At 44.4% G+C, this 15,148-nt stretch carries 12 protein-coding genes; all 12 read right to left on the reverse strand.

Features of this window, described 5'->3' with window-relative positions:
- Positions 1 to 5: 5 nt before the first annotated feature.
- Positions 6 to 461 (reverse strand): DUF4426 domain-containing protein, encoded by a 456-nt coding sequence (locus tag BVC89_RS01690; RefSeq protein ID WP_086929570.1) that lies wholly within the window; start codon positions 459 to 461, stop codon positions 6 to 8.
- Positions 461 to 1,051: a methionine biosynthesis protein MetW gene (gene metW, locus BVC89_RS01695; RefSeq protein WP_086929571.1), complete on the reverse strand. Its 591-nt coding sequence runs from the start codon at positions 1,049 to 1,051 to the stop codon at positions 461 to 463. Before metW ends, BVC89_RS01690 begins: the two co-directional genes overlap by 1 nt.
- On the reverse strand, positions 1,051 to 2,202 hold the full coding sequence (gene metX, locus BVC89_RS01700) for a homoserine O-succinyltransferase MetX (RefSeq protein ID WP_086929572.1): 1,152 nt from the start codon (positions 2,200 to 2,202) through the stop codon (positions 1,051 to 1,053). The genes metW and metX overlap by 1 nt, the downstream gene beginning before the upstream one ends.
- Positions 2,203 to 2,219: 17 nt before the next feature.
- Positions 2,220 to 2,819: a YggT family protein gene (locus tag BVC89_RS01705; protein WP_086929573.1), complete on the reverse strand. Its 600-nt coding sequence runs from the start codon at positions 2,817 to 2,819 to the stop codon at positions 2,220 to 2,222.
- A 10-nt stretch (positions 2,820 to 2,829) separates the two neighbouring features.
- Entirely contained in the window at positions 2,830 to 3,651 is an 822-nt protein-coding gene (proC, locus tag BVC89_RS01710; RefSeq protein WP_086929574.1) for a pyrroline-5-carboxylate reductase, read from the reverse strand.
- 136 nt (positions 3,652 to 3,787) lie between these two features.
- Entirely contained in the window at positions 3,788 to 4,747 is a 960-nt protein-coding gene (locus tag BVC89_RS01715) for a PAAR domain-containing protein (protein ID WP_086929575.1), read from the reverse strand.
- 141 nt (positions 4,748 to 4,888) lie between these two features.
- Positions 4,889 to 5,317: a hypothetical protein gene (locus BVC89_RS01720; RefSeq protein WP_086929576.1), complete on the reverse strand. Its 429-nt coding sequence runs from the start codon at positions 5,315 to 5,317 to the stop codon at positions 4,889 to 4,891.
- Positions 5,318 to 5,337: 20 nt separating this feature from the next.
- Positions 5,338 to 5,724 (reverse strand): SMI1/KNR4 family protein, encoded by a 387-nt coding sequence (locus BVC89_RS01725; RefSeq protein WP_086929577.1) that lies wholly within the window; start codon positions 5,722 to 5,724, stop codon positions 5,338 to 5,340.
- A 239-nt stretch (positions 5,725 to 5,963) separates the two neighbouring features.
- Positions 5,964 to 6,503 (reverse strand): hypothetical protein, encoded by a 540-nt coding sequence (locus BVC89_RS01730; RefSeq protein WP_158657742.1) that lies wholly within the window; start codon positions 6,501 to 6,503, stop codon positions 5,964 to 5,966.
- Between the two features lie 9 nt (positions 6,504 to 6,512).
- Positions 6,513 to 11,789: an RHS repeat-associated core domain-containing protein gene (locus BVC89_RS01735; RefSeq protein ID WP_086929579.1), complete on the reverse strand. Its 5,277-nt coding sequence runs from the start codon at positions 11,787 to 11,789 to the stop codon at positions 6,513 to 6,515.
- Complete coding sequence (locus BVC89_RS01740; RefSeq protein ID WP_086929580.1) at positions 11,786 to 12,844, reverse strand: DUF4123 domain-containing protein; 1,059 nt, start codon at positions 12,842 to 12,844, stop codon at positions 11,786 to 11,788. The genes BVC89_RS01735 and BVC89_RS01740 overlap by 4 nt, the downstream gene beginning before the upstream one ends.
- Positions 12,845 to 12,879: 35 nt before the next feature.
- Positions 12,880 to 14,919: a type VI secretion system Vgr family protein gene (locus tag BVC89_RS01745; RefSeq protein ID WP_086929581.1), complete on the reverse strand. Its 2,040-nt coding sequence runs from the start codon at positions 14,917 to 14,919 to the stop codon at positions 12,880 to 12,882.
- Between the last annotated feature and the right edge of the window lie 229 nt (positions 14,920 to 15,148).

A 15,148-nucleotide genomic window follows, 5' to 3' on the forward strand; every position in this document is an offset into this window, starting at 1 on the left:
CTGTTTTACTCATCCGCGTATACAGTCTGTGAGAACTTGAAGGTAAGATCTTCATCAGTGCCATCAGGACGTAGAGTAATAGAAAAATGTAGCACCTCTTCATTAGCGATACGTATCGGTGCCAGGTAGTAAATAGAATTCTCTTCTTTGATCTCGATAAATTTAAGACTCTTTTGCTGCTGTAATAAATTGGTGACAGTACCGCTTAGTTTTGCGCCAACAGTTCCAGGAATATTTTTGCGATTAACAGAAATATTTAACAGGGATTCGTACTTACTGCGTTTAAGTTTATAGATCTTAGCGACTTCAGGAAGTACAAAGGTGCTGTTAAAAACCACATGATTAACAGCAAAATCACCTACCTCTGTCTGAAACTTAAGGTTCGGATCACGCTGGGCATAGCTCGAAAAGCTTGTGCTTAACAAGGCCAACATACAGGCTAAAAATATTATATTTCGCATTATCTTGAGACTCTATAAATAGCAGTTTCTGCAAACAGGTTAGGATGGATATGCTGTAAGAATGTTCCCAGCGAGCGAGTTGCAACCACCGCCCGATTAAGAACCTTTATATTCAATGCCTGACATAAAAATTCAAAGTCGCGAAAAGTACAAAAGTGAATATTGGGCGTGTTATACCATTCGTAAGGTAAAATATCAGACACTGGCATGCGGCCATTTATCAGTAATTGTAAACGTGCTCGCCAATGGCCAAAATTTGGAAAGGCAACAATACACTCTTTACCGATGCGCAGCATTTCATTAAGTGCTCTATCGGGATATTGCATTGTTTGAATGGTTTGCGACATGATAACCGTATCAAAACTTTGGTCTTCAAAGTTATAGAGGCCTTGGTCAATATTTTGCTCGATGACATTGACACCGTTTTCAACGCAGCGCAGGATATTTTCAGAGTTAATGTCGAGGCCGTAGCCGCGAATATTTTTACTTCGCATAAGGTTTTTCAATAGTGTGCCGTCGCCGCAGCCTAGGTCTAAAATACGCGTATCTGCCCGCACCCAGTTTTCAATAATTTGATGGTCGACGCGCATTAGGTATCCACCTCAATATTCTTCATGTAAGCACTGAGTAGATCCCAATAACGTGCCTGTTTCGGTATTAGAAATGCATCGTGTCCGTAGGGCGACTCGATTTCCGCATAAATCACATCCTTATCCGCTTTATTGAGTGCGTTGACTATCTCTCGAGAGCGCTCAGGTGCAAATCGCCAGTCTGAGGTAAAAGATATAACAAGGTACTTACAGCTGGCATGGGAAAATGCCTCAGCTGGGTTATCATTATAATCTCTGGCTAAGTCAAAATAGTCTAACGCCCGCGTCATAAGAATATAGGTATTAGCGTCGAAGGCTCTAGAGAACGTTTCGCCTTGGTAGCGTAAATAACTTTCAATTTGAAATTCTACTGGTTCCTGTTCGCCTTCATCAAAGCTTCCGGAACGCAGCTCGCGACCAAATTTTTTGCCCATACCATCGTCAGATAAATACGTGATGTGGCCGATCATTCTCGCTACAGATAAACCGCCGACAGGAATAGTGCTTTGTTGCAGATAATGGCCATCATTAAATTGGGGATCTGACATGATGGCCTGGCGAGCGGTTTCATTAAAGGCAATATTTTGTGCTGTTAAGCTCATGGCTGATGCAATGACGATACAGTGGCGCAGGCGATTCGGATATTGCAGAGACCAGCGCATAGCCTGCATACCACCTAAACTGCCACCCACTACAGCTGCCCATTGCTCTATGCCTAAACGATCTGCCAGACGTGCTTGACTGCTTACCCAATCGCGCACTCTTAAATTGGGAAAGTCTGCGCCATAGGGCTTATTCGTTTGCGGATCATTAGACGTTGGACCTGTGGAACCGTGGCAACCCCCCAAATTATTCAGTGAAACAACAAAGAATTTATTGGTATCTATTGGCTTTCCCGGGCCAATATAAGCATCCCACCAACCAGGCTTTTTATCTTCCAGGCTGTGGTAACCTGCGGCATGATGGTGCCCCGACAAAGCATGACAAATTAAAATGGCATTGCTTTTCTTACTATTGAGCTCGCCATAGGTTTCTACCATCAATGTTTGCTGCACAAGAACTTGCCCAGAGGCAAGTTGCTGAGGTTCAGTAAAAATAAATTCCTGAGGGGTGACAATACCTACTGAATCGGATGGAATGGTTTGCGGCATATAAGAATACTTTACCCCTAGTAACCTATAACAAGGAAGGTTAATGGAGGATTGTGCAGGTTCATACCCCAGGCTGTAGCATCAAGCACTTTTTGTAAGATCACATTGCCCATGCCGATAAATAGAACCGAGAAATCCAGTCCACCCATTGGAGGTAAAAGCCGCTGTATAGGGGCCATAAGAGGTTCTAATAACTGGCGCGCTAACATGATAACGGGGTGGGAGCTATGAGGGGCTAAAAAGCTGGAAATTACTAGAATAATAATCGTAGCAAAAACTAAATAGGTAGTGATTTTGAGAATACCTAGAATGCCAAACAATATTGCCGATAGAGGATTAAAGAATGATTGATAGACAATGAAATAATTGGCTTCACCCAAGATCACTTGCACTAGCAGGGCTAACACGATAGCGGCTGCATCAATGCCTAGGACTCCTGGTATAACACGGCGAATTGGAATTAATGCCGGGTTGGTAACTTTAACCAAGGTTTGGGAAAAAGGATTATAAAAGTCGGCACGGGCAAGTTGTAAAAAGAAACGTAGAATAATGGCTACTAAATATAGAGCGCCAAGTGTTTCAGTAATATAAAGTAGGATTTCAGATAATAAATTCATGGAATCTCATTCAGTTGTCGTTGGCCAATTCTTGAGCTCGCTTTGTGCAAGCATCCATCGCATTTTCTACTGTAGCGCGAATATTATTTTTTTCAAAAGCGGCAATTGCCCGTTCGGTTGTACCTTTTGGTGATGTCACTTTTTGACGCAGCTGTACCACACTATCATCACTTAATTGCGCTAATTTTGCAGCGCCTAAAGCTGTTTGTATAGCTAGTTCCCGGGCTGTTGTTTCTGGCATACCTTGTTTTACTGCGGTATCTATCATGGCTTCGATAAATAAGAAAAAGTAAGCCGGACCGCTCCCTGCGACTGCTGTTACTGTATCGATAAGTGCTTCGCTTTCTACCCAGCAGACAATACCTACAGTACTTAAAATCGCTTGGGTTTGTGTTTTTTGCTCATTATTGACTAAATTATTAGCGTATAGTCCGCTGGCACCCAATGATACTTGTGCAGGGGTATTAGACATGCAGCGTACCACAGGATATTCGCCGTCTAGCCAACGGTTAATACTGTCACAAGTGACCCCTGCCGCCAGGGAAATAACCAGGGCTGAAGGGTTTAAAGATGCGCGAATATTTTCGCACACCTGCTTCATCATTTGGGGCTTTACACCTAGAACGACAATATTCGCTAAGTTAACGCAAGCATTATTATCGTGTGTTGTATGAACACCAAGCTGGTCATTTAATGCCGCAAGGTTTTTCTCACTAGGTGCCGATGCCCAAATGTATTCTGCTGAGTGGCCCTGCTGAACAAGTCCGCGAATAATACTTCCCGCCATATTGCCTGCACCGACAAAGGCTATCTTTTCTTCAGTTTTGGACAAAACTCACCCAGCTATTTAATAAATGGAGGGCAGATTATAGTAGGGCTTGTTGATTATGTCTGCGAATTTTTAACGGTGATAAATTGACCAATCACTTATTAGCCCTTTCTAACTAAGAGATCTTCGCCTTTGTTAACTAAGCCAGTGATGGGACGATGTTTCCGGTAAATTCATCTACAGCAGTGTTAGCTATTTCATCTGTAAGTGGAGATAAACTCGGTGCTAGTAGTTTGGCCGCGGTAGCAGGTGCTGTGCCAGTGATTACACTTTGTGCTGCTTTGCCAACGGCAATGGCGAGAGGTGCCCCTGGAATCGATGAAGCAGCGCTAGATAGTAGGGGCTCAATAAAAGTATCTGGCGCTATGCGTCCCCCTTGTATAGCAGATACCGCTTGGCCTAGCATCCCCTTCGCAAGTTGACTCTGGGCGCTGCTAGAAAGATGGGAGACTAACGATCCTTCAATCATGTTATTTACTTGCGAAATTATGGCGTTTTGTAATGGCGCGCCACTGGCTACTGCTTGAATGGCATCCATACCTGCGCTGACCGGGTCAATACCCAAACTCGCCAATGCCGGAGCATAGGCCGCCGATTGTAAGCTTTGCAGCTGAGAGCCAATAATGGATTTGGCTTCCCCCATAGCATAATTTTGCAATGCCTCGGGACCGGAATAGGTCGCCATAGTAAAACGTGCCATTTTGCTCTCCTCTCCAGATAAAGGGAAAGCATCAAATGCAACTTTGACAAAAGCAGAAGCAGACTTACTTGCGCCTTCCATACACGATTTCAGCGCGCCTCCCATACCTACATCGCCGATCAAGGTATCGCCAGAGCCCGTCGAGACAGAGCCACCACAGCCAATACCATCTGACGCCCGTGCCGCTGCTTTACCGTTAATGGATACGGTTGCCGATCCTGCCGATATTGAACGACCATGGGGTGGGCAATTACCGCAGGCATGCAGTAACAAAGGATCACCTTTGCGGGCAGCCGGACGACCATTAATTGAAACATCCCCGGACCCGGAAATAATAGGGGTAGGTGGAAAACATCCATGACCTGCACCGATATCGGCCAGTCGCGCGGCTTTAGGCATACGAACATCCTTTGGTAAAGTGTTTGAGATAAACGACTACAGTGTATCAATAAATCGCCAATATTTCGGGGGGCTTTGGCGCCATATAGAGCCTGTTAACGCCCTACAGTATAAGGTATTTCAAAAGAGCTAATATTAAACTTATGCTGTTGTTAATAAGTGTGCTATCTCTGTCCCTTGAGGCTCCAAATCACCATAAGGAAAGTTACCTGATATATAGGTGCTAAAGAGCGCAGATACCCAGAGGTTGGTAGAGTTGATAACAACTGATTTAGCGATTAACTCAAAGTCGTCACTGACATATGCTGCTATCTCGCTATCGGCAGCTTCTTTTACAGCTTTAAATGCTAACTCCCTTATCTTATTAATACTTGCGATTACTTGCTCATTTAATGCCATTTTTTTATAGATTGACTCAGTTTCATTAAAAGCCGACATCCAATGACTATCAAAAGGCCCTGAATCCCGCTTATCTAAAGCACTGTCTATATCAATAGCTGAAAATATTTTTGTAGACAGAAGGTCACCAGTATTTATTAGATGAATAATTTTTTGCAATTGTTTAGTCATTTATCACTTCTTTTCAATTGTTACAACTTACATCCATTTAAAAGCCAATTACTTAAACTATTGCCAATTAAAGTCATATCGTCAACATCCATACTGCCTTGATCGACACTAAAGATTTTTTCGTTTTCAAGGTTGATAAGAATAGATAAACCGCCACTATCATCGCCAATGGCAAGGTGTCCGGGAGCGTAATCTTGAACCTCAAAAGTTTCATTACGCTCACAAATATCTTTAGATGAATAAACTGTTATCCCATTATCTAAGAAAAAACCATCTGCTTGTTTTAATAATTTAATATATTCACTAGGAAGTTTTAATGACAGCCTTTCCTCTATTTCTATAATGGTGCTATCAGATACACCAATGCCAAAAATCTTTATGCTGGACAGAGTGTTTAAGTTTATCATTTGAAATACCTCCGATGAAGAAAAGTGTTCATAACTATTTCTCAACTCTTTGAGTTAATCTAGTGGATAACTCAACAGTTTGATAACCTCCAGAATAATTAATTTTTACATTCAGGTTTTTACTTGTACAGTTTTCTCTCAAAGCTGATGGCGTGTATGCCATCGGACTTCCCCTTGTTCGGATATAGTAGACCACTACAGTTTTGATTGTCGTATTCATAGGCACGCGTGCACTCTATCTAACGCTTTAAGTCATAATCCTCTGGCGATTTTATGTTAGTAGTTAACCTCCATCCTTCGTCTAATTTTTTTTCAGCTTCAGGCCCAACATAGAAAGACTTTATTTTCGTGAATCGTTTCTTGAAGCTAGAAAAAAGAATTTTATAAAGGCTATTTGACCAACCCTCGTCAGTAGTAGTACCAATCTGGCCAGCGATAATACAATTAGAACTATTTATTAATCCACCAGGCCGAAAAGCAACACTTGCTGGGTGAGATAGTTGATCAAAAAAACTTTTAAAGCCTCCGTTCCTTTGCTCAACTTGCCTAGCTATCGGATTTGATTCTGGCTCAATAAACAAATACAACTTATCATTACTCTGATTCCCATATGTGCCAATCGACAAATCATCCAGTTCAGTTGCTGCCTGATAAACATCTGGTACATTGGACCCGTCTGCAAGGCAAGCAAAATTAAATTTTGCTTTCTCCGCAGCCAAATACAATGCACTCAATAGATCACTTTTAGTAGAAAAAAAAGAAAATTGCTTCTTAGCCATATTCATTCATCACGGTTTAGGGATTAATAAAAGATGATCGCCAGGTGTTTGCGAGCGGATTCTTGCTGCATTTCTCGCTTCTCGAGTGGAGGGAGTTAATCCATCAGCTCGAGTGTCTACAGTGTTAACTCGTACAGTGCGTCCATTCTTGGTTGCCGTTATGTCTGGGAATGACGAGCCTTTTCTGCCACCGCCTGGCCCCGGCAGATATTCTTCAGGTAGACGATTCCCTCCATCGGTTATTGTAAAGCCTCTCTTCTCCATTTCAGTGGCAACTTCATCAATATGCTGCCTGGTGCTCTGCTTTCCTAAACGCCCCCCTGGGTTCGGTACTTTCTTTGCAACTTCCTTACACGGCTTTGATTTATCCTGACTCAACCCAAAAGGATCAATCCAAGTAGTAGGCGTTTCTACATATCCATTCGGCCTTAATCCACCTTTCAACCCAATCGGATCTTGACTTAAATAATCCCCAGATTCAGGATCATAATAACGAAACCGATTATAGTAAAGCCCGCTTTCCTCATCCTCTAACTGCCCTTGAAAACGCAGGTGACAGTCATCATTCGCAGCGTTATTCGAGTGGGTTTTTAATTGTACGGTTCTCCCCCAAAGCTGATGGCGCGTATACCAACGCACTTCTCCTTCTTCGGATATGAGTTCCTTTGGCGTACCTAAATGATCGGTAACAATATAACTCAGCTCACCATCCACCTCTTGCGCTATCGGTACAAAACTATCCTGCTCGTAATGGTAAGCAACCGTTTGCTCCGTGCCATCCGCATATATTCGTCGCTCTTCACTTAACAGGTTACCCGACCATAAGTAGTTCACTTGTTCATAGGTTTTATGGCGCTGATGTTTTGTTCCTGCTTGAATACAACTTTTACCAATGCGCCTGCCAAAGGGATCGTACTGATATTCCCAGGTGGCATTATCTGGCGTTGTTACTCGTGTTAATTGGTCTTCGCCGTTCCATTGATAGCTCCATTTTTGTGGGCGAAAGCCGTTTTTATCTACACGTTTGCCGATCATGCGACCCTGGGCGTCGTAGGCGTAGGTGGTGTCGCCTCGGCGTTGGATGCGGCCGCCGGCGGTGCGTTTGATACTGTTGTGTGTGTTGTGCACCGGCGCGTCTTGCAGCAGGGAGAGGGAGGTGCCTTTGTCCTGCTGCTCTACACTGACAATATTTTTGGTCTTGTCGTAGTGAAAGCGTTCTTGGATTAATCCTGCTTGCTGGTGTTGTTGCTGGTAGTCGACCTTTGTAATTTGGTTGTTGGCGTTATAGTGGTAATGAGTACTGCCGGAGCGGGCGTCGTTAATCACGGTGGGATTAAAGGCTTTATCGTAGTGATAGCTGCGCGCTGCGCCTATATCCCCTTGGGTGCGGGTGGGGATATCTTGATGCTGAAAACCATAGTGCTGTGTATTAAACAGCTCGCTGTCTTTGCCTGCGATTTGGGTTTTAAGTTGGCCTATCTGGCTCCATTGGCGTTGTTCGATAAAACCTGCGCCAGAACGGCGGCTGCGTTCGCGGCCCATTAAGTCCCGCTCAAACTGTAAGGGCGCGTGTTTGCCGATAGTTAAGGTGTTAAGTAAACCATTGGCGTCGTAATGATAATGAGCAAGGCGGCCATCAAAGTTTTTCGAGGCCAATTCACCTAAGGCGTTGTAATTGGATTCAATTATGCGCCCGTTAATACTTTCGCTGACAATGCGTCCCAGCTCATCGCGCTCAAATTCAATCGTGGCATCGCGATTTTGTGCGGCGGTGATGTGCCCGCGTTTATCGTATGCAAAGCGAGTCAGTGTTGGCGCTTTCTGTTCGCCCCTATCAAATAATTCCTGGCGAATAGGCTGTCCCATCACATTATAGTGATAGTGAGTTTTTACGCCATCGCCTGCTGTTTTTTCAATAAGCTGTCCTGCGTTATTGTAGCGATATAAGAGTTGCCGCCCGGAAAAGTCCGTCTCTTTGGTGACGCTGCCACTGGCGTCATAGTCATAGCGATAGCGTTCATTATTTTCGTTAATGACATCCGTTAAACGCAGCAGTTGATCATATTCAAAATGAACCGTGCCGCCGCTGGGGTCAGTGACGGCTTGTAGTAAACCATAAGGGCCATATTGTCGCTGTGTTTTTTTACCTTCTCCGTCGATGGCTTCAATAAGATCCCCTCGCGCCGACCAGCGCCACTGTAATGAGCTGCCATTGGCGAGGGTGGCGGCGGTGATACGGCCCATGGTGTCATATTGAAAATGGGTGGCGGTGCCATCGGGGTAGGTGCGGGTGCTTAACTGGCCGTGGCTATTGTAGGTAAAGGTGGTGGTAGCGCCGAGAGCGTCGGTCCACTGGGATAAGCGTTGTTGGGCATTATAGGCCAGGGTAACGATGGAGCCGTCGGGCTGATAAATTCTAGTCGCTTGGCCGCGTTCGTTAAGTTGGTAGCGCCAACAGCGGCCATCGGGGGAATGTTCGGCAATAATATTGCCCTTGTCGTCCCTTTCGTATTGCCATTGGGCGCCGCCTTGGTCGGTATAGCTGAGCAGGCGACCGCGTTTATCGCGTTCGAATGCTTCCGTACTGCCGTCGGGGTAGGTGATGGCTAAAAGGTTGCTCAATGTGTCCCATTGATAGTTAAACTCGCTCTTTTGCGGGGTAATAACACGAACCACATCGCCGTCTTGATTGTAGTGGTATTTGTTGACTCGCCCTTGGGGTTCGATAACCGCAATAACCTGATCTTCGCTATCAATATGCAGGCTTTTGCGCTCGCCTAAGGTATTTATAAAACTAACGGCTCTTACACCCTCACTATTGGGCTGGCCATAGTCAAAGCGATCGTGGTAGTAATCGGTATCGGTGGCCACGCCAATCACGCGGTTTTGATTGTCGTATTCATAGGCGGTGCAGTGCTCGCCGTTATAATCCAAGCCCACTACACGGCGTTTGCTGTCGTAGGCATAGCCCATGCGATAGCCCGCCGCATCGCTGGCACCGATTAATAAGCCCTGCTCGTTATAGTCAAACTCGGCCTCGATAATGCCGCTGGCGCGATGGTGCACCCGCTGTAAACGGCCCCCCTGTACTTCAAGGTCGTAGATATCGCCATTGGTAAGGGTAATCTGGGTGGGCTTTAAGCCGATGGGGGCCTCGGTGTCGGGGGCATAGGCAATATCAAAACCCTGGCCGTTGCTATCGCGCACGGCAGACAGTCGCCTTACCATGCCGTCGTGCCATTGGTAAATCCATAATAAGTTATTGGCATCTTCAATGGCGTAGCCGTTGCCGTAGGCCATTAGCTTATAGTTATTATCGTGAATATTGACGCAGACGGCGCCGTCAAAGGGTACATCGAAGGGGATTTTGCGGCCCATGGCCGTTTGGAAAATGGCGCCTTCAGGGCCAATTTCGACAAAATTAGACAGGGGTGTGCTCCAGTGCGGGCCAAATAAACCGCCCCCCTGGCCCGGTGTCCAGGTGCGCTCTAAAGTAAAGTGGCCTGCGCTAATATCTACTTGGTTAATAAAGGGTTGGCCGAGGATCATATTGACCGGGTTGCTTTCCTCCGCAGGATTCGACGACGGCCCTGCTAAACTCGACGCCGCTACTAAGGTTCCCATAGTCGCTAATTGCCCCGCTTTAGGACACGGCCCCTTGGGTTTGCCATGTCCTTTTTTGGCAAGTCCTCCTGAACCATCGGCTTGGCGGCGTCCCAATTTAAAGACGGTGGTCTCTTTCGAATTTTTGGCAACAGTGGTTGCGGTAAAACGATTGGCGATTTTTTTAATAAAGGTTTTTACTAATTCGTCAATCATTTCAAAAAAAAGATCGAGATATTCTTCCACTTTATCTTTAAACGTCTTAAACGCTGTCAAGATTTTTTCAGCAAAGCGACTCCTAAACCATAACTTATCAATATATTCTTTCAGTGCAGCAATAACGCTTTCGCACATCTTGACCATTTTTTCTTTTAGGAAATCGACATGATGTTTCACCTCCTGTTGTTTTTTGCGAATCCATTTTACAAGATTGCCATTGGCGACATTTCTTAGAACCTTTATGGTTTCTTGCAATAAATCGCTGGCTTTGCCGCTGGCTTTCGACGCGCCGCGAATACCGGCAAAAAAGCGTGCAATAGGAGCAAAGGCTTTTTTTAGAAAAAAACCAGCAACCGGAATAAACCCCAGTGACAGTGCCCCCAGTTCGATATAATCCCACGTAGTAGGCGTTTCACCATCGTCACCTAAAAATTGACAGACCCATCTAATAATGTCAATCACATCAATAATATCGCCAACAACAGGTATAAAACCTAAAATGGCTTCAGCCACCAGTAAAAATACATCCCAGCCGTCGTCGGCATCAGGGTCGAAGAGCTGTGCTGCCACACGTTCCGCTTGGCCAATATTTTGTAGTATTTTATAAAATCTTGAGTCAGGGATTTTAATGCCATTAACCAGAGTTGTTTCCAGCTCTTTGGCCACTTTATTGGCAGCGGGGTCATCGGGGTAGTTAATATGGTCTAGGCGGTTATTTAATTCTTGTTCTAAGCGTACAAGCGCGCCATCACTGCTAAAAGGGTTCCAGTTATCTGTGGCAATATCGGCTAAAGAATCATTGCGCAGCTCTTGTAAAACTTCGCTCTTAGCTCGTTGATCGACTTGTCCATTGTTATCTGTCCATAAGGCTTTACCGTGCTTTTCAACAAAAGCGGTAATTTCTGTTTTATCAGAAATATTCTTATGTCTAATTTGCTCGATTTTGTATTTCGCTGCTTTTTGCTTTGTCCAATACACCAGCCACCACATCAATTGACCACGGCCTGTGGGTGTCAGTGAGCCAACCCCTGCTTTTGCGGATGCGTCTTCAATGGCGAGATAAAGATCGGACTTTTCATCTAGAGATTCTACCTTTAAGGCATCAGAACCTTCGCCAAAGAGCACAACATAACTGCCACAGGGGCTGTTTTTAACGCGTGCTAAACCATTTGTATCCACCACCCCTTTAATTTCAGGTGCAGCTTTTTGGGCGTCGGTTTTAGGCGTGACAATGATTTCGCCCTCTTCCCCTTCTTCTTGTTCTCCCCACTTAACAACAAACTCGGCATCGGGAACGGGGGCATCATCTTTTTCATACTTCAGTTCAATAGGAATTTCACAGGCACATTCTGCACAGCCGCCATCGTAAATATTGGCGGTAGGGAAGTTATCGAGATCTTCTTTGGCATCGTCGATGATATTTGACGAACTACCGCCACCTAATGAATGCTCTTCCTGGCTCATGATTTTGCTCCCTCTTGTACTTGCTGTGCTTGTATGCGCTGGTAATTGTCAAAGCCTGCGTTAATTAAACGATCGGCGTGGTCTTCATTGCCTACTGTGTGGCGTGGGTCTTTTAAAATATTCATAGCCCAGGGTTGGCTGCTGGCAAAGTCAAAGCCGTATAACAGTTGTAGAGATAACCAACCGGCGGCGGAACGTTCGGATAAAAAGCCATAATCGCTGGCCTTGCGTAAGCCGCTCTGAATAAATAGCTCTCTATCTTCAATATTCCAACGTTGAAACTCGACTTCGAAGTGTTTTTCTAAATATTCGCGAAAGACAGGAATTCTCTGTTCTAAACGCCTAAGTTCCAAAGCCTGCATATGCTCGGGACGCATAATAAAAGGCGTTTTTTCGCTGATATTTAATGGGCGAATATTGCTGGTTTCAGGCGTTATTTCTGGTGCTTGATAAATATTTGCAGAGCCGTCGCCTTGGGGTAAAAATATTCGTGCTGTTGGGCCAAAAAACGTTATTTTTTCTGAGACTGTTGCAACATCGAGAAAGGCGCTAATTAAACGCGGATCAAAAAAGCGAAATACCGCACGGGTATGTGGGGTTTCGGCTTTTTGTTGTGGTGTTGGCTGTTGGTTATTGGGTAAGTCGACAAAATACCAGCGTCGCCAATGTTTAACCAGTGAGGAAAAAGCTAAACTATTATCCGCAAGCTCAAAAAAAATACCCCAGCTGGGTAAACTTTCTTCAGGTGTTTCTGCATTTTTAGATGGTGGCCAAATTTCGCGAGTTATAAACCGCCAAAAACGCGGTGAAATTTTTACAATATAGGGTATGGCATCATTTGATGTGAATTCTGATGCTCCGATTTCGGGTAAGGTGCTTGCTAAGCCTTCATCTATTAATTCAGCAGCAAAGCCTGCTACATCGTTGTGGGTGATTGCATCAATAATCGTGTACAGCTGGCCATTTTTTACAAGGGACTCTAGCTCCTCGAATATATAAAACTGCAAACCATCACTATACTCAAGCTTTGAGCCCGTATCTGAATTGGTTGTCATTATTGTTCTGCCCGCCCTATTTTCCTTAATTTTTCTTAGTGGCGACCATCAATAGCAATGTCGGCAACCCGGGGTTTTTCCGCTTCGTTAGGGTCGGATGCGGCAACAATTTCGGCAACTCCAGCACTGCCACCTTCATTAATTTTGACTTTTTTACCGACGATGGTAACGCCGCTGGAATCAATTTTAATAAAGCCACCAGGGCCTTTAATCGTGAGTTCTTTTTCTCCCTGATAGACCATGGTGGGGCCTTTGTGAAACAGCTCCTTGCCCACTTTAACGGAGCGAGATTTTTTGATATCAATGCCTTCAGAACCCATTACCTCGCGGGTGCGAGATCCCATGATTTTATGCATTTCACCGCCGCCGACAATACGCATCACGTTTTGTCCTATTTTGGCAACATAATCTCTTGCTATGCGTAAAAAGCTGGAGTTTTGTACTTCTTCAAGCCTGTCTTTGCCGATAACCGTGTGATGGTCGCGCTTGGTAATTTCGTATTGGTCTTGTTCAACGGTTTTGTGCCTGTCCTTAAATACATGCTCGCGTTTATCATTTTCCACGACGATATCTTGGTCTTTTTCGGCATGGACATAAATTTGCTCCGATCCTTTTTTGTCATCGAAGCGAAGTTCATTGTAATTCTTACCCGAGCCTCCCTTAGTGGAGTGTGACTTGATACCGCTCACGGTCTTCATAGTGTATGGCGGTTTATTTTTGCCGTTATAAACCGAGCCGCTAACAAAAGGGCGATCGGGATCACCATCGTAGAAATCCACCACTACTTCATGGCCGATACGTGGGATAAATGAAGCCCCCCATTTATTGCCCGCCCAAGTTTGCGCCACTCTGAGAAAACAGGTACTGTGCTCGTTTTTTTGCCCTTCTCTATCCCAGATAAATTGGACTTTAATGCGGCCGTATTCGTCGACATAGATTTCTTCACCGGCCGGGCCGACTACAACCGCAGTTTGTGGGCCTCGCATTAGCGGACGTTGTTGTAATCTAGGGCGTATAGGAACACTGTCTGGAACACAAGCAAAACTGTTGCAATACCCCAGTTTGCCTTCATCGTTGTTTAGATAAGTAGTATCGGTGGCGGTGTGGGTAACTTCAGTTAAAATATAATGGCCTTTTTCGCTTGCCGTTGTGTGCTTTGCCAGGTTAAAGCGGCCACCGGCATAGAGGCTGGTGTAGTCACTTTGGGCGTTAACACAATGACGTTCAGATTCTTCCGCTTCCATGCGCATTTTCACTAGAGTGCGGCCAAGGTTGCTGCCATATAAACCGGGATATTCATAGTGCTCGTAACTGGCGTTATTCTGGTATTTACTTAGGGTACTAATGTGTGAGTTAAGATTTTTATCTGGGGTTTTAAAGTCGTAATCATTGAGTGCCCAAGCCCCTTTTTTGAAGTGGTGCTTGTGTTGCCAACCAGAAATTTGAGCGTTGGGGTTACTACCGTGAGAATATTCCAAATCACTCTCAGGGCACATTTCATGAGAGTACTGTGGGTCGACAAAAATAAGTTTGTGTTTGCCCTGCTCATGTTGAAAAAAATAATTAATACCGTCTTCAGCTAACAGGCGTGTGATAAAATTTAAATCACTTTCATTATGTTGAATACAATATTCTCGGGGTGAGCCTCCCGCTGCACGAAATTCAAAATCGCTAAACCCAAGATCTTGAAGAACCTGGCTCACAATCTCTTGGGTATTCTTATTTTGGAAAATTCGGTGGTTGTTTGTTTGTGATAAAAACCATAACCAAGGCACAAGAGTAATTTTATATTCACGCAAATCATCTGCAACAATTTCACCAAAAACAAAGCGGTTAATATAGCTGTGGAAATAGCGCTTAGTGCTGCTATTAATAGTGATGGTAACGTCTTTACCAACAATTTGTTCTGGTTGTATATCAAGGTTTGCAGAAAGGAATGTAACTTCAAATTGAAACAACTGAGAAATATGTTCAGTACCTGAAAAATGAGTAATAAGCAGAGTGTCATTGCCAAGGCTTATATCTGACATACTTACTAGACGATGTTCTTGGGTATACTTAGTTGCGTCAGTCATAGAAATGCGTCCGTGAATCCATATCCGTATATAAAGCGGAAATTTTTTGTCGTAAATATAGATATTTAGAAGTAGGCAGAGATTATAGATGACTACAAAAGGGGGGGTTATATAAAGGTACGCCAACAGAGTGAAGCGCGTGCCTTGTGATAAAATAATAAGGCACGCAAGAAATCTAATAACTAATTTTTTAAATGAGAGTCTGACTAAATGAAATAATTAATCACCT

This window comes from Agarilytica rhodophyticola, from assembly GCF_002157225.2.
Taxonomy (GTDB): Bacteria; Pseudomonadota; Gammaproteobacteria; order Pseudomonadales; family Cellvibrionaceae; genus Agarilytica; species Agarilytica rhodophyticola.